Source organism: Polaromonas sp. CG_23.6, assembly GCF_029892315.1.
Lineage (GTDB): Bacteria > Pseudomonadota > Gammaproteobacteria > Burkholderiales > Burkholderiaceae_C > Polaromonas.
The window spans coordinates 1,522,356-1,541,453 of the sequence record NZ_JARXUY010000001.1 but is presented as its reverse complement, the minus strand read 5'-3'; the positions used below and the strand labels follow the sequence as shown (position 1 = coordinate 1,541,453).

At 63.0% G+C, this 19,098-nt stretch carries 18 protein-coding genes and 2 pseudogenes; 18 read left to right on the top strand and 2 right to left on the bottom strand.

The window, feature by feature from the left end; all coding sequences use genetic code 11:
- Positions 1-136 precede the first annotated feature (136 nt).
- The 16 genes and pseudogenes from H4V98_RS07305 (at position 137) to H4V98_RS07230 (ending at position 15,076) form a co-directional block, all read left to right on the top strand.
- Positions 137-1,792, top strand: coding sequence for a hypothetical protein (locus tag H4V98_RS07305; RefSeq protein ID WP_280757375.1), 1,656 nt, complete (start codon positions 137-139; stop codon positions 1,790-1,792).
- Positions 1,793-1,837: 45 nt separating this feature from the next.
- Entirely contained in the window at positions 1,838-2,104 is a 267-nt protein-coding gene (locus tag H4V98_RS07300) for a hypothetical protein (RefSeq protein ID WP_280757374.1), read from the top strand.
- Positions 2,105-2,204: 100 nt separating this feature from the next.
- Positions 2,205-2,864: a response regulator gene (locus H4V98_RS07295; RefSeq protein ID WP_280757373.1), complete on the top strand. Its 660-nt coding sequence runs from the start codon at positions 2,205-2,207 to the stop codon at positions 2,862-2,864.
- A gap of 86 nt (positions 2,865-2,950) precedes the next feature.
- Positions 2,951-4,300 (top strand): ATP-binding protein, encoded by a 1,350-nt coding sequence (locus tag H4V98_RS07290; protein WP_280757372.1) that lies wholly within the window; start codon positions 2,951-2,953, stop codon positions 4,298-4,300.
- A gap of 75 nt (positions 4,301-4,375) precedes the next feature.
- Positions 4,376-5,899: a Do family serine endopeptidase gene (locus H4V98_RS07285; protein ID WP_280757371.1), complete on the top strand. Its 1,524-nt coding sequence runs from the start codon at positions 4,376-4,378 to the stop codon at positions 5,897-5,899.
- 149 nt (positions 5,900-6,048) lie between these two features.
- Positions 6,049-6,309 carry a type II toxin-antitoxin system HicA family toxin gene (locus tag H4V98_RS07280; RefSeq protein WP_280757370.1) on the top strand — a complete coding sequence of 87 codons (261 nt, stop codon included), beginning with the start codon at positions 6,049-6,051 and terminating at the stop codon, positions 6,307-6,309.
- A gap of 17 nt (positions 6,310-6,326) precedes the next feature.
- Positions 6,327-6,749, top strand: a complete 423-nt coding sequence (locus H4V98_RS07275; protein WP_280757369.1) for a hypothetical protein — start codon at positions 6,327-6,329, stop codon at positions 6,747-6,749.
- 126 nt (positions 6,750-6,875) lie between these two features.
- Complete coding sequence (locus tag H4V98_RS07270; RefSeq protein ID WP_196861608.1) at positions 6,876-7,253, top strand: hypothetical protein; 378 nt, start codon at positions 6,876-6,878, stop codon at positions 7,251-7,253.
- Between the two features lie 56 nt (positions 7,254-7,309).
- On the top strand, positions 7,310-7,843 hold the full coding sequence (locus H4V98_RS07265; protein ID WP_196861607.1) for a sigma-70 family RNA polymerase sigma factor: 534 nt from the start codon (positions 7,310-7,312) through the stop codon (positions 7,841-7,843).
- Positions 7,844-7,865: 22 nt separating this feature from the next.
- Positions 7,866-8,723, top strand: a complete 858-nt coding sequence (locus H4V98_RS07260) for an anti-sigma factor (RefSeq protein WP_196861606.1) — start codon at positions 7,866-7,868, stop codon at positions 8,721-8,723.
- Positions 8,724-8,851: 128 nt separating this feature from the next.
- Positions 8,852-10,282, top strand: a complete 1,431-nt coding sequence (locus H4V98_RS07255) for a YncE family protein (RefSeq protein WP_196861605.1) — start codon at positions 8,852-8,854, stop codon at positions 10,280-10,282.
- Positions 10,279-10,644, top strand: a complete 366-nt coding sequence (locus tag H4V98_RS07250; protein ID WP_196861604.1) for a DUF305 domain-containing protein — start codon at positions 10,279-10,281, stop codon at positions 10,642-10,644. The genes H4V98_RS07255 and H4V98_RS07250 overlap by 4 nt, the downstream gene beginning before the upstream one ends.
- Before the next feature lie 185 nt (positions 10,645-10,829).
- Positions 10,830-10,998: pseudogene (locus H4V98_RS07245) on the top strand (IS3 family transposase); the annotation flags it as partial.
- Between the two features lie 242 nt (positions 10,999-11,240).
- Positions 11,241-13,361: a BCCT family transporter gene (locus H4V98_RS07240; RefSeq protein ID WP_255532069.1), complete on the top strand. Its 2,121-nt coding sequence runs from the start codon at positions 11,241-11,243 to the stop codon at positions 13,359-13,361.
- 47 nt (positions 13,362-13,408) lie between these two features.
- A pseudogene (locus H4V98_RS07235) lies at positions 13,409-13,723 on the top strand (transglycosylase domain-containing protein).
- 192 nt (positions 13,724-13,915) lie between these two features.
- Complete coding sequence (locus H4V98_RS07230; protein ID WP_196861603.1) at positions 13,916-15,076, top strand: alpha-hydroxy acid oxidase; 1,161 nt, start codon at positions 13,916-13,918, stop codon at positions 15,074-15,076.
- A gap of 34 nt (positions 15,077-15,110) precedes the next feature.
- Here H4V98_RS07230 and H4V98_RS07225 read toward each other — a convergent pair whose 3' ends face one another.
- Complete coding sequence (locus tag H4V98_RS07225) at positions 15,111-15,932, bottom strand: alpha/beta hydrolase (protein WP_196861829.1); 822 nt, start codon at positions 15,930-15,932, stop codon at positions 15,111-15,113.
- Positions 15,933-16,117: 185 nt separating this feature from the next.
- Entirely contained in the window at positions 16,118-17,116 is a 999-nt protein-coding gene (locus H4V98_RS07220; protein WP_280757368.1) for a tripartite tricarboxylate transporter substrate binding protein, read from the bottom strand.
- A gap of 448 nt (positions 17,117-17,564) precedes the next feature.
- Between H4V98_RS07220 and H4V98_RS07215 the strand changes: the two genes are divergently transcribed.
- Complete coding sequence (locus tag H4V98_RS07215; RefSeq protein WP_196861827.1) at positions 17,565-18,767, top strand: DNA polymerase IV; 1,203 nt, start codon at positions 17,565-17,567, stop codon at positions 18,765-18,767.
- A 15-nt stretch (positions 18,768-18,782) separates the two neighbouring features.
- Entirely contained in the window at positions 18,783-19,010 is a 228-nt protein-coding gene (locus H4V98_RS07210) for a hypothetical protein (RefSeq protein WP_196861602.1), read from the top strand.
- Positions 19,011-19,098: the final 88 nt, after the last annotated feature.

The following is a 19,098-nucleotide window of genomic DNA, read 5'->3' as shown; positions in this document are numbered from 1 at the left end:
TGGATCGGCAGAGGCGGGAGGTAAAGAATGAGCCCATCAAATGGGCGAGACTCTGTTTTTTTCAATTCTTGACCAAGCCACCCAGCCCTGGCATTCCCCGTACACTGCCTGCCCCGCCTCCCGCAAAGCCACACCCATGTCCCCAGAGTCCCCGCATGTCTGCGTCAAACAGTTCCGGCAGGTTTTGCTCTGGCCCTTGCGCTTGATGCCAGTGCGCGGCTCAGAAGGCCGGCACGCCAAACCGTGGCAACTGCTGGCGGACATGGCCGAGGCGTCACCCTGGCGCGAGGTGGTTGATGAATACAGCGATGGCAGCGGCAGGTTCTGTGAGCGGCATTACAACGAATTCGTCAGTTTTTTGCCCTATGTACAGCGGTTTTTGTACGGCGAGGGACACAGCCCGAGTGGCACGGGGGCCACGGCAGGCTCGCCGATGCGGGTGTTTCGCCGCAGCGATGTCAAGGGGCTGCGCGCTGTCACGCATCCGGGCGCAGCGCCCGTCATGCTCGACATCGCCCATGTCGACCTGTACTTTTTTCTTGACCTGGACCTGGTGTTGCTCAATGTCGAAGTCAGCGGCAGTGACCTGACGCTGCCACAGGCGCAAGACCTACTGTACCGCTTTGGCCGTGCCTACCCGGCCAGCTGGGACACTGCCGGCCATGCACAGCATTGCTTGCTCAGCGCCGAATGGCTGGGCCACCAAGGCCAGGTGCTGGCGCAGTCGGACGCCAGCCAGCGCGAGGTGTTCATGGCGCATGTCAGCCAGCACCGCGCGCCGCGCGTCGCCGCGCACTGGGCCTGGTTGCTCGAACCAATGGTGGGCGACCATTCTGGCAAGGCCGGGAGCCTGCGCTACCGGATGATCGAGTACTACCGGATGCCGCAGCTGGCCTTTCTGGCGGTGGACCGTCCCCGCGACGTGAGCCGCAACGACTTCATCCGCCTGGCGCTGGTGCTCGGACCGGCCGACGTCAGGTCCGACTCCCGCACGCCCTATGCCGAAGCGCAGCCGGGCGACTTTGAAAAGCGCTTTTGCTACGACCGTTTCTGGGGCGAAGGTGGCGCAGCGCCCCACACGCGCTATTTGTGCAGCGGGCATTCGCTTCTAGTGCTGGGCGATGCGAACAGCGCGTTTTTCGTCTGCCCCGAACGCGGCGTGCTGGCGCAGTTCCGGCACCAGCATTTTTTGCTGTTTTTGATTGCGCATTTTCAAAAGGCGGCGCTTTTGATGTTCTCGGACCGGCTGGCCGAGGCGCTGAAGAACCTGGATATTGCCGACGCCGCCAGCGTTCGCGCCTTCAAACGCACAATACGCAACAGCTTCGCCAGCTTCCTGCGCTTCACCCACCGCTACTGGTTCCATGACATTTCCGAGCAGGGCCAGGTGCGCGCGCTGTTTCGCCTGTGCGCCGGCCATCTGGAAGTCGATTCGCTGTACCTTGAGGTCAAAGAGCGGATTGGCGAGATGAACAACTACCTGGACGCCGACAGCCTGCGCCGCCAGGCCAATACGGTCGTACGCCTGACGGTGGTGACCATCTTCGGCCTGATCGGCACGGTGACGACAGGTTTCCTGGGGATGAACCTGCTGGCCGAGGCCGATGCGCCACTGAGCCGCAAGCTGTGGATTTTTGCCATCGTTTTTGTACTGACGCTGGTGCTGACGTTCTACACCATGGGCAAGTCCAAGCGACTGTCCGATTTTCTGGATGTGCTGTCCGACGAACGGGCCACGACCTGGCAAAAATTCAGCGCGCTGGGACTGGTGTGGCGGCGCAACGCGGACTGAAGGCGGCTTGAAGGCGGGGTCATTTCGTCACTGCTCAGCGCATGGTTGAAACGTGATCTTTCTTCCTCTGTCATTGCGGGCTTGACCCGCAATCCACAGCACACCAACCCAGCCCCAGCCAGTCAGCAGTTGGATTTCACCGAATATTTGACTGCGCGCAGATGGATTGCGGGTCGGGCCCGCCATGACAAAAGGCAAGGGGCGATTCGAGTCGAGGGTGCTGAATACTTGCGAAATTTCAAGCTTTTTTGGCCTTTAGCGCACGTGCAGCCTATGCGTTTCGCTATCAAAAAAGAAATGCTCAAGCAGTGATGGAGAACCTCGCTGCCGCCAGGCCGGTGGTCCGCACGTTTTGGTTTTAAGTTCCGACTAAGCTGCATCCATCAGACTTTGCCACTTCAAGGAAAACCCCATGCGCTTACTGCTGGTTGAAGACGACGCCATGATTGGCGAGGCGGTGCTGCAGGTGCTGCGTGCAGAGCACTACGCCGTGGACTGGGTACGCGATGGCGCCATGGCCGACGCGGCATTGAAGAGCGAGCAATACGACCTGGTGCTGCTCGACCTGGGTCTGCCCAAACGCGACGGCCTGGACGTGCTGCGCGCTCTGCGCCAGCGGCGTGAGGCCGTGCCGGTGCTGGTCGCCACGGCGCGCGACGGCGTGGCCGAGCGTATCGCCGGGCTGGACGCGGGCGCCGACGACTACGTGCTCAAGCCTTACGACATTGACGAGTTGCTGGCGCGCATCCGCGCCCTGCTGCGTCGCAGCGCCGGCCGGGGCGAGCCGGTGTTTGCGCACAAGGGCGTCAGCCTGAACCCGGCGACGCGCGAAGCCCTGCTGCACGGCCAGCCGGTGTCGCTGTCAGCGCGCGAATGGGCGGTGCTGGAAGCGCTGATCGCCCGGCCCGGCGCGGTGCTGTCGCGCGCCCAGCTGGAAGAAAAGCTGTTCAGCTGGAAGGACGACATCAGCAGCAATGCGGTCGAGGTCTATGTCCACGGCGTGCGCAAGAAGCTTGGCAACGACTTCATCCAGAACGTTCGCGGCCTGGGCTATGTGGTGCCCAAGGAATGAAAGCGGCGCATGACGGCCGCAGCGCCGGGCCGCCCCCGGCAAGTCCAGCCCCCTCGGGGAGCCATGCAGCACGCGAAGCGCCAAGCGTGGGGGCGCATTCCCTCAAGCGGCGCCTGTTGTGGTTCGTGCTGGTGGCGATCTTGCTGGCGGCGGTGCTGCAGGCGGTCACGGCTTACCGGGGGGCCTTGCGCCAGGCCGACGCGCTGTTCGATGACCATTTGCAGCAGATGGCGCGCTCGCTGCGCGGCGGCATTCCGCTGGGGCTGCCGCAGGCCGGGGCCGAAGAAGATTCGGGCTACGACCTGTTTGTGCAGATCTGGGGCCAGGACGGCACGCAGATTTTCCGATCTACCGGCTCGGCCTTGCCGCCGCGCGCCGTGCTGGGTTTTTCGGATGTCGAGGCGCACGGCAACCGATACCGCGTCTACACCCTGCAAACGCCCTTGCAGACCGTGCAGATCGCGCAGGACCTGAGCGCGCGCACCGCCCGGGCACGCGCGCTGGCGCTGCGCGCGGTGGTGCCGTTTGCCTGGCTCACGCCGCTGTTGATGCTGGCGGTCTGGTGGATCATCAAGCGTTCGCTGGCACCCATCGAACGCACGCGCCAGGTCGTCGCCAGCCGCGCCGCCGATGATTTTTCACCGCTTGAAGGCGCCGGCCTGCCAGACGAAGTGCGGCCGTTGGTTGATGAGCTCAACCTGCTGTTCGGCCGGGTGCGGCATGCTTTCGAGGCGCAGAAAAATTTTGTCGCCGATGCTGCGCACGAGCTGCGCTCGCCGTTGACGGCGCTCAAGCTGCAGGCGCAGACCCTGCGCCGCGTGGACGATGACCCTGCCGCACGCGAAGCCGCCGTGACGCGTCTGAACCTCGGGTTGGACCGGGCCATACGGGGCGTCGAGCAGCTGCTGCTGCTGGCCCGCGAGGAAGCCGGCCCGGCCACGGCCAGCAGCCAGCCAGTGGATCTGCAGCAGGTGGTGCAACTGGCCGTGGCCGACACCCTGCCGCAGGCGCGGCTCGGGCACATCGACCTGGGGCTGGCCGAAGACGCATCTGCGCAAGCCGTGCCGCCCGTCATCGGCCAGACGGAGGCGCTGCGCATCCTGCTGCGCAACCTGCTGGAAAACGCCGTCAAGTACACGCCGCCAGGCGGCCAGGTCGATGTGTCGCTGGCGCTGGTGGACGGCAGCCCCGTGCTGACGGTCGAAGACAGCGGACCGGGCATTGCGCCAGACCTGCGCCCGCGCGTGTTCGACCGCTTTTTTCGCGCCAGCGACACGGCGCAGCAAACCGGCAGCGGCCTGGGGCTGGCCATCGTCAAGGCGATTGCCGACCGGCACGGCGCTGTGCTGGCACTGGGCGAATCGCCCCGCCTGGGCGGCCTGAAGGTAGAGGTTCGGTTTGCGCCCGCCGCAGCTCGCCACGCGGACCAACTTTAAGTTTCGTCTAAGCCTGCGTCCTGATACTTGTCTGCATCGGCACCAACGCGTGCCTTACCCGACAGGAGCTTTTTCATGACATCAACCGTTTCAAGCAATACCCGCCTGGTTGCCGCGCTGCTGGCTGCAGGTGCCATTGGCGGTGCCGGGGTCGGCGCGTTCAACGCCATGCACACAACGGCTGCGGCCGCCATCTCGCCGCCCGCCTTTGTCGCCGCAGTTCCTGGGGCCACCCCCGTGGCCCTGCCCGACTTTTCGCAGATCACCGAGCGCTATGGCCCGTCGGTGGTGAACATCAGCGTCACCGGCACCACCAAGGTGTCGAACGATTCGCCACTGGCGCAGGACGGCGGCGACGACGCGCAGGACGACCCGCTCAACGGCCCACTGGGCGAATTGTTCCGCCGCTTCCAGCAGGGCCAGGGACACCCGGGCGCAGGCCGGGGCGGACCCGGCGCGCAGCAGGAAATGCCGACGCGCGGCCAGGGATCGGGCTTTATCGTCAGCGACGACGGCATCATCCTGACCAATGCCCATGTGGTGCGCGGCGCCAAGGAAGTCACCGTCAAGCTGACCGACCGGCGCGAGTTCCGCGCCAAGGTGCTGGGCGCTGACGCCAAGACCGACATTGCCGTGCTGAAGATCGCGGCCACCAACCTGCCGGTCGCCAAGCTGGGCAAGACCAGCGAGCTGAAAGTCGGCGAATGGGTGCTGGCCATCGGCTCGCCCTTTGGTTTTGAAAACACCGTGACCGCCGGCGTCGTCAGCGCCAAGGGCCGCTCGCTGCCTGACGACAGCGCCGTGCCCTTCATCCAGACCGATGTCGCCATCAACCCCGGCAACTCGGGTGGCCCACTGTTCAACGCAAGCGGCGAAGTGGTCGGCATCAACTCGCAAATCTACACCCGCAGCGGCGGCTACCAGGGCGTGTCATTTGCCATCCCGATCGACATCGCGAACAAGATCAAGAACCAGATCGTCACCACCGGCAAGGTCGAGCATGCCAAGCTGGGCGTGTCGGTGCAAGAGGTGAACCAGGCGTTTGCCGACTCCTTCAAGCTCGACAAGCCAGAAGGTGCGCTGGTGTCGTCGGTTGAAAAAGGCAGCCCGGCTGACAAGGCGGGACTGATGTCGGGCGACGTGATCCGCCAGGTCAACGGCCAGCCCATCGTGTCGTCGGGCGACTTGCCGGCGGTGATTGGCCTGGCCGCGCCGGGCGACAGCGTCAAGCTCGATGTCTGGCGTCAGGGTGCGCCAAAGGAACTGACCGCACGGCTGGCCAACGCCGATGACAAGGCCGCGCAGGTCGCCAGCAAGAAGGAAACGGCGGGCCAGGGAAAACTGGGCCTGGCGCTGCGTCCGCTGCAGCCTGACGAGCAGCAGGAAGCCGGCACCGACAGCGGACTGGTGGTGCAGCAAGCCAGCGGCCCTGCGGCCCAGGCTGGCGTTCAGGCGGGTGATGTGTTGTTGTCAATCAACGGCATCCCGGTGAAGAACATCGAGCAGGTACGCGCCACCGTGGCGAAATCGCAAAAATCAGTCGCGCTGCTGATCTTGCGCGGCGACACGCGGATTTTCGTGCCGATTGATTTGGGCTGATCAAAATCAGCAAGGGAAACAAAAAAGGCGAACTACGGTTCGCTTTTTTTCGAGAAAACCAGAACGTTTCAAGAACGGATGAGTCGCCTGAAGCGACTGTATTTACTCATCATCATCACGTGATGCTGTTTTTTGATACCGTAAATTGATTGAAACGTAAGCACCAGCGCACTCAGGAACTGATCTTTTCTCGGCCTGTCTGTGCCAATGCCCGCTGGACAGACATCGAAGCGGTACTGAGGAAGCTGGGTAGAGAGTTTGAAGAACGCGAAGGCTCGCGCGTTGAGGTCTTTTTATTCGGCTTGGTACGTGTTTTTCATCGGCCCCTCCCTTCACCGCCTACGGACAAGGGCGCGGCTGCAGCAATTTGCAAATGGCGTGAATGGTGGTGCCGACTTCTATGCCGATGATGTGCAAGGACTCAAGCATGAAGGGGAAATTTCTCTGCGCGTGTTCCTGCCAGCAGCGTGGACTGGAACCGCGCAAGCAATTTTCAGGAAAATTTTCCCTGCTGGTTGATCCTGCCAACGATGCTGTCACCTTTGACTTACAGCGAACCTTACCCTCTGAATTTAACGGTTGTTGGAATGTTGGCGCAGGTTTGGCTTACGGCTATCGTGCGCAACCTTTCTCACTCCAGCGTTTGCTTTCCTGCATTTTCTTTTTCCATCTTTCTTCAATGGAAAATTCAATAAAGTTCATACTTCATCGGGCCGGACCGATAAATTTCGTGGAAAAACAAATTTTTCCAACTCACTTAAACGATTGGCACAGTCTTGTACCGGTGACGCCTTTCCGGATCAGCTTTACGCTGGCAAAGCTGGATCAAAGACAAGTCGCCCGCTATTGAACTTCAACAGATTAAATAATTTGTGACGGCTGGAATAAACCGCAGGGTGCTTGCGTCTACCTTGATGTCAGGCGCATTCAGAGCCTGAACACCCTGTTCAATTTTTACTGTCAACCGGAGCATCCCATGAAATTTACCCAATTTATTGCCGCTTTGGCCCTCGGCGGCGCCTTCCTGACCTCTGCCATTGCTGCCGATGCGCCGGCCAAGATGAGCGGCGGCGCCCTGGTCGCGGCCAACGGCATGACGCTCTACACCTTTGACAACGACAAGGCGGGCAGCGGCAAGAGCGTGTGCAACGGCCCGTGCGCCGGTCTGTGGCCGCCCCTGCTGGCAACGCCGGCCGATCAGCCTGCGGGCGACTACAGCGCCGTCACGCGCGATGACGGTGCCACCCAGCTGGCCTATAAAGGCAAGCCACTTTACTTCTACAAAGCCGACCAGAAGGCGGGCGACCGCACGGGTGACAACTTCAAGGATGTCTGGCACATCGTGAAGGAGTGAAGGCCCGGCTTCCCGTCGGCAACGCGGCACCACGCTCCAGTCCCTAAAGCCCAGGCGTGCGAACCGATCACGACGACAACAACGAGAAGGCAAGCGGCCAGCAGCTGCTGACCTGGGTGCCGCGCCTGCGCCGTTATGCCCGGGCGCTGGCCAGCAACCGGGATGATGCCGATGACCTGGTGCAGGACACGCTGGAGCGGGCCTGCGCCAAGTCCAGCCTGTGGCTTGGCGTGACCGACATGCGTGCATGGCTGTTCAGCATCATGCACAACGTGCATGTGGACGGTATCCGCAGGCCCGGGCTGGCGACCGTGGCGCTGGACGATGAAACACCCGAGGCGCCGGTCGCGCCAACACAGGACGACCGCCTGGCAGTGCTCGACCTGCAGGCGGCGCTTGAGCAGCTTCCCGCCGAGCAGCGCGAAATCATGCTGCTGGTCGCGCTCGAAGACATGAGCTATGCCGAAGTCGCGGCCACCCTGGGCATTCCCATCGGATCGGTCATGTCCCGGCTGTCGCGCGGGCGCGAGCGGCTACGCTCGTTGTTGACGGGCCACGTTCAACCCGTTCGCCTGAAAGTTGTCAAATGAGCCGCTCCCCGAACACGCCCTTATGAATTCCGTCACGCCCCCATCACCACCGGCCGCGCCGGTGACCGAAGCCGAACTGCAGGCGTTTGTCGACCGCCAGCTCACGCCCGAGCGCCAGCGCGAGATCGAGGCTTACCTGGCCAAGCGGCCCGAGGAGGCGCTGCGCGTGGAGGCCTACCTGGCGCACAAGCGTGAGTTGCGTGCGCTGTTCGATCCGGTGTTGGACGAGCCACTGCCGCACCGGCTGAGGCAGGCCGCCAGGCCGCGGACACCTTGGTATGCGCAGCGCCTGGCGGCAGGCATTGCCATTGCGGTGGTCAGTGGCGCCGCAGGCTGGGCACTGCGCGGCATCGGTGCCGAACCCGGCGCACAAACGCTGGCGCGGCGCACCCCCAGCGCCATCACCCTGGCTTCGGCCACCGGCTTTGCCCAGCGCGCCGCCGTCGCGCATGCGGTGTACAGCCCGGATGCGCGCCGTCCCGTGGAAGTGGGCGCAGACCATGAAGACCAGCTGGTGGCCTGGTTGTCCAAGCGCATGGGCGCGCCCATGAAGCCGCCCCATCTGCAGGACCTGGGGTATGCCCTGGACGGCGGGCGGCTGTTGCCTGGCGGACAAGGTCCGGTCGCGCAGTTCATGTACCACGACAGCGCCGGGGCCAAGCTGACGCTGTATGTGTCCCGCGAAGTGGCTGCGCCTGACGCTGCTGCGCCGTCAGGTAGCCACCAGGAAACGGCGTTCAGGTTTGCCAGGGAAGGCCCGGTGAATGTCTTTTACTGGGTCAACGGTCCTTTTGGCTACGCCATCTCCGCCGATGCCGACAAGACCGAGCTGGCTCGGGTGTCAAGCGAGGTGTACCGACAGCTTGGCAGCGCACGCTGAGGGCGTTCGGACTCCGTTTAAAAAACTCTCAACATTCTGGACAACCCCATGCCCTGCAGACCGTCCACCGCGTTCGTGCGCTGCTTGCCATTTTCAATCGACCACACTATTTACTTGAAAGCTGACCAATGAATGCAAAACTGAACGACACGCGGCGCGACTTTCTGAAAGCCGCTGTCGCCTTGCCTGCAGCGACCGCTGCCGCAGCTGTAACGCCGTGGGCCATGGCCCAGGATTCCACCGCCGCGCCTGCCGCGCTCGCGATACCCACCGCCGGACCGGATATTTCGCCCGTGGACCGGGTCTTCATCACCAATGAAGACTCCAACACCATCAGCGTGATCAACCCGATGAGCAACACGGTCGACACGACGATCAACCTCACCAGCTTCGACGAAGACGCGCGCCCGCCCTTTCGCTTTGTCACCGGCGGCGTCATGCCGACCCATGCGGCGATGATCCACAAGCCGCTCTACCATGGCTGCGTGGACGCGCATGGCGCCGTGCCCAACCCGGACGGCACGCTGCTTGCCACCTCCGGGCGCGGCAGCAGCAACATCTACCTGATCGATGCGGCGAACCGCCGCGTCATTGGCAATGCCATCAATCCACAAGCCGGCCCGACGACCAGCCCGGATCGCCTGTCCAGCGGCATCTTGCTCGGCCGGGAGCCGCATGAGCCGACGTTCACGCGCAACGGCAAGGAGTTGTGGGTCACCTTGCGCGGTGAAGACCGCATCGCCATTGTTGACGTGAGCCAAGCCATGCGCCAGTTGACGGGTCAGGGGCCCATGCCTTCGCAGGCGGTGCGCGCTTACCTGCCGACCTTGAACGGGCCGGCCCAGGTGTGGTTCTCCAAAGACGGCCTGCTGGCCTTCGTGGTCAGCCAAAAGGCTGCGCAGCTCGAGATCATGCAGGTCAATCCGGACGCCAATGGCCATTCGCGGCCGAAACGTCTTCGCCTGGTGGACCTGGGCGCGCAGGACAAGCCGGCCTTCACGCCGTTTCAAAAGCTCTCGCCCGACGGCACCCAGATGTGGCTGTCGCACAAGCTGGCCGATGCGGTGTCGATTGTTTCGGTGAAAGACCCCGGCACCGTGCTGGCGACGCTCTCGTTAGGCGAGATGGCCCGGCCCAACCACCTTGAATTTGTTGACAACGCTGGCGGCCAGGTGACTTACATGAGCCTGGCCCGGGTCGATGACGGCGGGCCCAACGGCGCGGCGTCCAGCCGCCTGGCCATCATTGACCGCTCGGTGCCGCTGGCCCAGCAAAAGGTCGTGGGCATGGTGTACACCGGCGGGCGCGAAGCGCACGGCCTGTGGACCAATCCGGCCAACAACCTGCTTTACGTGGCGCATGAGCAGGACGAGCTGCCCGGCACGCCCCATGCAGGCCAGGTGGTGTGTTCGGCCTTCGACGTTTCAAGGCCGCTGGAGCCCAAGCTCATCACCCAGATTACGCTCGGCGCCCTGAAACTGCCGTCGGGCGAACTGCGCAACAAGAAAAGCATCAACCTGGTCTATGTGCGTCCTGGAACCAAGGGGCAGACCGCATGACGGACCATGGCGCGCATGGGCACGTCAAAGCGCGGCCGGGCACTGCCAGCGCCTTTGAATCGGACATGGATGCAGGTATGGCCCGCATGATGGACGACATGCACGGCCCGGGCTACACCGGTCAGCCCGATACCGATTTTTTGGCCATGATGATTCCCCACCACCAGGGCGCTGTGGAAATGGCGCGGCTGGTACTGATCCATGGGCGCGACCCGATGGTGCGCCAGCTTGCCCAAGACATCATTGCCAGCCAGACGGTGGAGATGGTCGCCATGAAAGGCCGAATGGCGGTGCTGAAAAAAGGACCGGACCCGCAGCCCGGCGGCTACCCCGCCCTGGGCGCCGTTCGGGGCGGCGCCTGATGGGATAAAAACCAAAAGCGCTCAAGCGGGTTGCCGTAACGTGCCCCACTTTGTAGGGGTGGTCGGTGTCGCAGGCCATTTTTTGACCCAAAGCAAACATGCTTTGTTGCCAGGACTGCCGACATCGGTGCTTGGCGTGCAGGCGTCAGGAAAAGCATAATGGCCACTGGCGCACTACAACCAGGATGGAACACTTTTTACTGAGCCTGAAGATGGAGCGGGTCTGGCAACGCGACGACGCCAATCCACGGCAAAGCCATTCATGACATGGCTGACTACATCGTCAACTTCTTCAACCCGGTGCGGCTGAACACCAAACCGGGGTACTTGTCACGCCAATGCTTTCGCGCCTAAATCGGCAACTCAACCCACCTGTTGACCTCTCCGCAATAACTTGACCACTGCAGCGAAACGCCGAATGCACGGATTGAAGCAAAGACGACGAAATAGCCATTGACCGACACGCACAGGCCGGCGCAAGGCGTACTATGCCCCGCTAACCCGACTGGCTTAGACCTTGCGCACCCGGTTTGATCAGGGTGCACAAGGCCGTCAGATGCCGGGCTGCCTTTGAGCCAATCCCAGGAGATCACCGCATGCAAGACCCTTCTCCCACCCCTTCCATGGCTTCCATAGCTTCCAGCCCTCCCGTCCCCATAGAGCCTGAAACAGGTCCCGGTATCAAGCCCCCTTCTCCCACGCCGGAGCGCGCACCGCTGACCACGCTGGTGCCGCAGGTCGTCATTCCGGCACTGCTGGTGCTGGGCGCCCTGCTGGTGTTTTGCGGCATGTTTCCGGAGCTTGCCAACCAGGTTTTTTCAGGCGCGCAAAGTTGGGTGGTGGGCCACTTTGACTGGTTTTACACCAGTGCGGTCACGGTGTTTCTGGTGTTTTTGCTGATGGTGGCAGCCAGCCGCTTTGGTGACATCCGGCTCGGCCCGGATGACTCCCTGCCCGAATTCAATTTCCTGTCGTGGACCGCCATGCTGTTTGCCGCCGGCATGGGTATTGGCCTGATGTATTTTGGCGTGGGCGAGCCGCTGCAGCACTTTCTCAAGCCGCCAACGCAAATCGGCGGCACACCGGCGGCGGCCAAGGAAGCACTGCAGGTGACGTTTTTCCACTGGGGCTTTCACGCCTGGGCGATTTACGGCACCATGGGGCTGGTGCTGGCCTACTTCGGCTTTCGCTACAACCTGCCGCTGACGCTGCGCTCGGGCCTCTACCCGCTGCTCAAGGAACGCATCAACGGCCCGATCGGCCACTGCGTCGATGCCTTTGCGCTGGTCGGCACCATTGCCGGCATTGCCACCACGCTGGGCTACGGCGCATTGCAGTTGGCGGCCGGGTTGAACAAGGTCGGCGGCTGGGACACCTCGACCAACGCCTTTCGCATCGGCATCATCGTCGTCGTGGTGTTGCTGGCCGGCCTGTCGGCGGTCAGCGGGCTGGACAAGGGTGTGCGCCGCCTGAGCGAGTTCAACTTGTCGCTGTCGTTCTTGCTGCTGGGCTTTGTCATCATTGCCGGACCGACGGTGTATTTATTTCAGGCACTGAGTGAAAACATTGGCGGCTACCTGTCGAACCTGGTCAGCATGTCGCTGCGCACCTTTGTTTATGAACCGACACGTGACGAAGGCTGGTTTGGCGGCTGGACCATCCTGTACTGGGCCTGGTGGATTTCCTGGTCGCCGTTTGTCGGTATGTTCATTGCGCGCATTTCGCGCGGCCGCACGATTCGCCAGTTCATCCTTGGCGTGCTCCTGGTGCCAACGGCTTTCAATCTGCTGTGGATGACGGCGTTTGGCAACGGCGCCATCTGGATCGACACCAACGTGGCCGCTGGGGCGCTGGCGCAGACCGTGGGCAACGTCGATGCATTGCTGTTCCGGTTTTTTGACTTTTTGCCGCTGACCGTGACGGTGTCGTGGCTGGCTATCTTGCTGATTGGGGTGTTCTTTGTCACCTCGGCCGACTCCGGCGCTTATGTCGTCGATGCCATTGCCTCTCGCGGCAACCCGCGCTCGCCGGTTTGGCAGCGCTTGTTCTGGGCGGGCGTGCTGGGCGTGACCGCCGCCGTGCTGCTGCTGGCCGGTGGGCTGGGCGCTCTGCAGGCCATGACGCTAGTGGCCGCACTGCCAGTGGCCGTGATCATGCTGGCCCTCTGCTATGGACTTTGGCGCGGCCTGCAGGCGGACGTGGCACATTCGACGCAAGACCTGTCGCCTGCCACCAATTTCTGGAGCGGCCAGCACTGGCGCAAGCGGCTGGAGCAGATCGTGCACCAGTCCACCCGCAAGGACGTGCTGCAGTTCATGCAGACAGGCGTGCTGCAGGCCATGCGCGACGTGGTGCGCGAGCTGAACCAGCGCGGCGTGGCCGCCAGCGTGCACGAGGACGACCTGGGCGAAGGCGTGCTGCGCCTGACGATTCCCGACCCGACGCTGCGGGACTTTGTCTATGGCGTCAAGGCCGTCAGCCGTGCGGTGCCGGTGTTCATCGTGCGCGAAGCGGCACGCGATAGCGAGCGTGACCAGGTATTCGAGCCGATGACCTTCTTCGAAGACGGCCGCCAGGGCTACGACATCCAGTACCTGCGGCCTGAGGAAATCATCGTCGACATCCTGCGCCACTACGAACGCTACCGCACGGTCAGCATCAACCAGCAGACACAGTTGCTGAATCGCGCGCCGGGCCACACCGAGCCGCTGCTGTGACCGCCGCGCCCGCCTGAGGCTTGCCTGGCGCCAAGCACTGCCAGCGCGTGCATACCGATGCCAGCGTGCGGCGCGGGCAGTGGGTCGCCCAGGCCGACATCTCGCCGGCCTTGCGCAGGGCGCTGGTGCCGAGTGAAGACAAGCGGTTTTACGAATACAGCGGCGTGGACTGGCAGGCGGTGTCCAGTGCAGGGTGGGCCAACCTGTGGGACACGAAAACGCCGGGCGCGTCCACGCTGAACATGCAGCTGGCAAGGACCAGATTCTGGAGGCTTACCTGAAGCTGGTGCCGTTTCGCGGCGAGCTGGTCGGCATCGGCTCACTCAGCCGCACGCTGTTCGGCAAGGCGGCGAACGGGCTAAAAGTGCGCGGCGCCGGTTTGCGCCGAGCCAGGGCATCAGCGCCTTCCAAAAGAAGGAACTGACCTATGCGCCTGCAGCGCTGCAACGCTGTGCCAACTGCGGCGCTGTTGAAATAAATTTACCAGGCAAAAAAATTATTCACTCGCCAGAAACGCGCAAACCGCTAGCATCAGTTGCTTCAGGAGACAACCCATGACCGTGATCACCAACATCGAAGACCTGCGCGTGCTGGCGCAAAAACGCGTTCCCCGCATGTTCTACGACTACGCCGACTCAGGCTCGTGGACCGAAGGCACCTACCGCGCCAATGAGACTGATTTTCAGAAGATCAAGCTGCGCCAGCGCGTCGCGGTGAACATGGAAAACCGCTCGACAGCGACAAAAATGGTTGGCATCGACGTGAAGATGCCGGTGGCGATTGCGCCTGTCGGCCTGACCGGCATGCAGCATGCCGACGGCGAGATCAAGGCGGCCCGGGCGGCTGAAAAGTTCGGCATTCCCTTCATCCTCTCGACCATGAGCATCTGCTCGATCGAGGACATCGCCGCCCACACGCAGCGCCCTTTCTGGTTCCAGCTCTACATGATGCGCGACCGCGAGGCCATGGCCGCGATGATCGAGCGCACCCGCAAGGCCGGCTGCAACGCGCTGGTGCTGACGCTGGACCTGCAGGTCATCGGCCAGCGCCACAAGGATTTGAAAAATGGCCTGACGGCGCCGCCAAAACCGACGCTGGCCAACATCATCAACCTGATGACCAAGCCGCGCTGGTGCCTGGGCATGGCGGGCACGCGCCGCCGCACTTTTGGCAACCTGGTCGGCCACGTCAAGGGCGTGAGCGACATGAATTCGCTGTCCGCCTGGACCAACGAACAGTTCGACCCGCGCCTGTCGTGGGCCGACATCGCCTGGGTCAAGGAAAAATGGGGCGGAAAGCTGATCCTCAAAGGCATTCAGGATGTCGAAGACGCCCGGCTGGCGGTGCAAAGCGGTGCCGACGCCATTGTCGTCAGCAACCATGGTGGCCGCCAGCTTGACGGCGCACCGTCAAGCATTTCAGCGCTGCCGGAGATCGTCGAGGCCGTTGGTTCGGAGATTGAGGTGTGGATGGACGGCGGCATCCGTTCCGGCCAGGACGTGCTCAAGGCCTGGGCGCTGGGCGCGCGCGGCACGCTGATTGGCCGCGCCATGGTGTACGGCCTGGGCGCCATGGGCGAGGCCGGCGTGACCAAGGCGCTGCAGATCATCCACAAGGAACTCGACATCACCATGGCCTTTTGCGGCCACACCGACATCAACACAGTGGACAAGAGCATCTTGCTGCCCGGCACATACGATTTCAGGAATTCCTGATTGCAGCCTGGCAAGGCTGCGTCCTTTTTACAGCTTAGCCTTTCAGGAAGTCGAGCAGATCGCGCGTCACGCGGTCTTTTTCAGTCACCAGCAGGCCATGCGGCGCGCCGTCATATTCCAGCAGGGTTGAGCCGGCAATGCCCTTGGCTGCGGCCCGGCCGGCAGCGTCAATCGGCACCGTGTTGTCGCCAGTGCCGTGGATGATCAGCGTCGGCACCTTAAACGCCGCCAGGTCCGGGCGGAAGTCGGTGGTGGCGAAGGCGGCCGCGCAGGCCAGCGTGGCTTTCAGGCTCGCCTGCATGGCCACTTGGCGCGACCAGTCGATGACTTCGTCGCTGACCGGGCTGGACAACATGCCGACGCCATAAAAATCTTCAAAAAACGTGCCGAAGAACTCGGCGCGGTCTTCCTTCATGCCAGCGGTCATCTTGTCGAACACCGACATGGGCGTGCCCTTGGGGTTGTCGTCGGTTTTCAGCATGAAGGGCACGACCGACGACACCAGCACCGCCTTGGCCACTGACTTGCCGCCATGGCGCGACATGTAGCGCGCCACCTCGCCGCCGCCCATCGAAAAGCCGGCCAGCACCGCATCATGCGCGCCGGTCTGCTCGATCACGGCGGCCAGGTCGTCGGCCAGTGTGTCGTAGTCGTAGCCGCTCCAGGGCTGCGATGAACGGCCGAAACCCCGGCGGTCGTAGGCGATGGCGCGGTAGCCGGCGTCGGCCAGCGCCATGGCATGGTCGTCCCAGCTGTCGGCCGACAGCGGCCAGCCATGCAGCAAGATGACCGGCTGGCCGCTGCCCCAGTCCTTGACGTACAACTCGGTCTTGTCGGCGGTGGTGACGGTGTTCATGGCGACGCGCTCCTTGAAATGGGTTGAAATATCCATTCTGCAAACATGCGCCTGTCGGTGGTGTCGGTGAAAGCGGCCGCTGGCTGTCAGTCTGCGTCGTCAGGAATCCAGGCACACATGCAGCGCTGGCCGATGGGACAGGCGCGTACCCGGCAAGCGCGCTGGCATGTCAGGGCTGCCTCCCCTCAGTCAAGCGACAGGTGGCGTTCGCGGATCAGCTTGTGCCAGAACTTCTTTTCACTCGCGATGAAACTGGCCAGCTGCGGTCCGTCGGACGGCGTCACGTCCAGGCCAAACTCTTCCAGCCGGGTCTTGACTTCAGGCACCAGGATGGCTTTTTGCATCTCGGCCGACAGCAGCGCTGCAATGTCGGGCGGCGTGCCTTTGGGAACAAACAGTCCCTGCCAGGCGACAGCCGCGAAATCCGGCACGCCGGACTCGGCCAGCGTCGGCACGTTGGGCAATGCGGCAATCCGCTGGGGCGACAGCACCGCCAGCGCGCGCACCTTGCCGGCGCGGATCTGCGCCAGGCCGCCGGCGGTGTCGACAATCATCATAGGCAGTTGCCCGCCCATCACGTCCTGGATCGCCATGGCCGTGCCCCGGTAGGGCACATGCACGATGTAGCTGCCGGTGCGCTCCTTGATCAGTTCCATCGCCAGGTGGTGCGGGCTGCCCGCGCCGGGCGAGGCATAGCTGTACATGCCCGGCGAGCGCTTGACCGCCGCCAGCCACTGGCGCGCGCTGGTGAACGGGCTGTCGGGATTGACCACCAGGATCAGCGGAAACCCCGCCATGTAGCCCAGCGGCGTGAAGTCGTCGGGGCTGTAGGGCAGCTTCTTGTACAGCGCGGTGTTCAGCACCATGGCGCCGTTGTCGCCCGTCACCAGGGTGTAGCCGTCGGCGGTCGCCTTGGACGCCGCGTCGGTGCCGATGATGCCGGCCGCGCCGGGGCGGTTGTCGATGATGATGGACTGGCCGAGTTGCTTGCCCATCTGCACCGACAGATGGCGCGCCAGAAAATCCTGGCCACCGCCAGCCGGATAGGCAACGATCCAGCGGATCGTCTTGGCGGGCCAGGCTTTTTGCGCCAGTGCCTGCGGGCTGGCCAGGGCCAGTGCGGCGGCCGCACCCAGGGTGGTGTGGAGCATGGAACGGCGGGACAAAGCAACAGGAATGGTCACGAAAATACCTCTTGGGAAGTTCAACAATGGGGCGCACTGCCCGGGCCAACAAGCGCCGGCACACCGCGCAATTTGCGTGCCGTGATTGTGGCCCGCGCACACCCGATGGAACCGACAACGCCTGCCGCGCGGGATTTTTTAGAGCCGGTTTTTTATATTAAAACCAGCCTTGGCGCAGGCTGGTCATGCCAAAGCAGCTATTAAATAAATAGCATTTGACAAAAACAAGCTATCCGTCGACAGGGCCGGTTATTTTCCTTCCCGAAGAAATTTCCCTTTGGCGGCAAGGTGATGCCAACGCCTGAAAAGAGAAAATCCTGCAGTACACGCCTACTGGGTAGCGCAGGCGCATTGTGGCGGCAAGCCATGCCCGAAGCGCGGCACAATCCTGTCTGTGACCTCCGAGCCAGCCCCAAACGCCCTGCCCCGGCGCATTGCCCACCTCGACATGGATGCTTTTTTTGCATCGGTCGAGTTGCTGCGCTATCCGCAGCTCAAGGGCCTGCCGGTGGTGATCGGGGGCGGGCGGCGCACGGTCGATCAAGCGCTGATGGCCCAGCATGGCGAGCGGGCGCTGCGCTTTATTCCGGTGGCTGAATTCCCCTTGCTCAAGGACTACGTGGGCCGGGGCGTCATCACCACCGCCACCTACCCGGCGCGGCAGTTTGGCGTGGGTTCGGCCATGGGCATGATGAAGGCCGCCCGGCTGTGTCCGCAGGCCATCGTGCTGCCGGTCGATTTCGACGAGATTCGCCGCTTTTCGCGCCTCTTTAAAAGCACGATTGCCGAGATCGCGCCGCTGATGCAGGACCGGGGCATCGACGAGGTGTACATCGACTTCACCGACGTGCCCGGCGGTCAGCGGGAGGGGGGACGGGCGCTGGCCCGGCTGATCCAGCGGGCGATCTTTGAAAAAACCGGCCTCACCTGCTCCATCGGCGTGGCGCCGAACAAGCTGCTGGCCAAGATGGCCAGCGAGTTCGACAAGCCCAACGGCATTTCGATTGTCCAGGCGGCCGATGTGCAAAGCCGCATCTGGCCGCTCAACGTGCGCAAGATCAATGGCATTGGTCCCAAGTCGGGTGAAAAATTGACGCGCCTGGGCATCCAGACCATCGGCGAGCTGGCTGCGCAGGACCGGCAGTTTTTGATGGGCCAGTTTGGCAAGGCCAGCGGCGCCTGGATGATTGAAGCGGCCTGGGGCCGCGACGACAGCCCGGTGGTCACCGAGAGCGAGCCGGTCAGCATGAGCCGTGAAACCACTTTCGCGCGCGATTTGCATGCGGTACGGGACAAAGCCGAACTCGGCGCGATTTTTACCCGGCTGTGCGAGCAGCTGGCGGCCGACCTGCAGCGCAAGGGCTATGTCGCCAAGACCATCGGCATCAAGCTGCGCTATGAAGACTTCCGGATTGCCACGCGCGACCAGACGGTACCGGCGTACACCGACGACGCCCGGACCATTCGCCAGATCGCCGGCCAGTGCCTCAAGCGCGTACCGCTCGACCAGCGGCTGCGACTGCTGGGCGTTCGGGCCAGCGCGCTGGCCAAGGCGGGTCTAGTGCCTTTTGATAATGAAAACAGTGCTTTTGCGCAGACTGCGCAGGCACAGGCAGCTATTGAAAAAATAGCAAACTACCAACTTTTCTAATGGGAAGAGTGCGCCATGCGCGGCAAAATGCAGCAAGCTGGCGGCGATGCGGTAAAAGGGACGCACTGGTCGGGCAAGCCCTGGAAATCAGAATGTCAGGCCGTGTGGCGCACCAAGCTGCATCCATTTTTTTGCCCACGCAATCAGACGATGCAGGCCTACGCTGCCGATGCAAAGATGATATTTAAGATTGGCGGCTGGCCGTCAAACGCATGCACTGGACCTTGGCGCGCGCTGGTTTAGGGGTGAGAGCCAGTACGCCGACCCACAATGCCTGGTTGCGCTTTAATCAAAAAAAGACGCTTCTTCCGCTCGCACAAATTGCCACCTC

What these genes read in the sequence shown, in the direction of transcription:
- H4V98_RS07305 (WP_280757375.1), top strand. Translation starts at nt 137, where the DNA reads ATGTCCCCAGAGTCCCCGCATGTCTGCGTCAAACAGTTCCGGCAGGTT.
- H4V98_RS07295 (WP_280757373.1), top strand. Translation starts at nt 2,205, where the DNA reads ATGCGCTTACTGCTGGTTGAAGACGACGCCATGATTGGCGAGGCGGTG.
- H4V98_RS07285 (WP_280757371.1), top strand. Translation starts at nt 4,376, where the DNA reads ATGACATCAACCGTTTCAAGCAATACCCGCCTGGTTGCCGCGCTGCTG.
- H4V98_RS07275 (WP_280757369.1), top strand. Translation starts at nt 6,327, where the DNA reads ATGAAGGGGAAATTTCTCTGCGCGTGTTCCTGCCAGCAGCGTGGACTG.
- H4V98_RS07270 (WP_196861608.1), top strand. Translation starts at nt 6,876, where the DNA reads ATGAAATTTACCCAATTTATTGCCGCTTTGGCCCTCGGCGGCGCCTTC.
- H4V98_RS07260 (WP_196861606.1), top strand. Translation starts at nt 7,866, where the DNA reads ATGAATTCCGTCACGCCCCCATCACCACCGGCCGCGCCGGTGACCGAA.
- H4V98_RS07255 (WP_196861605.1), top strand. Translation starts at nt 8,852, where the DNA reads ATGAATGCAAAACTGAACGACACGCGGCGCGACTTTCTGAAAGCCGCT.
- H4V98_RS07250 (WP_196861604.1), top strand. Translation starts at nt 10,279, where the DNA reads ATGACGGACCATGGCGCGCATGGGCACGTCAAAGCGCGGCCGGGCACT.
- H4V98_RS07240 (WP_255532069.1), top strand. Translation starts at nt 11,241, where the DNA reads ATGCAAGACCCTTCTCCCACCCCTTCCATGGCTTCCATAGCTTCCAGC.
- H4V98_RS07230 (WP_196861603.1), top strand. Translation starts at nt 13,916, where the DNA reads ATGACCGTGATCACCAACATCGAAGACCTGCGCGTGCTGGCGCAAAAA.
- H4V98_RS07225 (WP_196861829.1), bottom strand. Translation starts at nt 15,932, where the DNA reads ATGAACACCGTCACCACCGCCGACAAGACCGAGTTGTACGTCAAGGAC.
- H4V98_RS07215 (WP_196861827.1), top strand. Translation starts at nt 17,565, where the DNA reads ATGGATGCTTTTTTTGCATCGGTCGAGTTGCTGCGCTATCCGCAGCTC.
- H4V98_RS07210 (WP_196861602.1), top strand. Translation starts at nt 18,783, where the DNA reads ATGCGCGGCAAAATGCAGCAAGCTGGCGGCGATGCGGTAAAAGGGACG.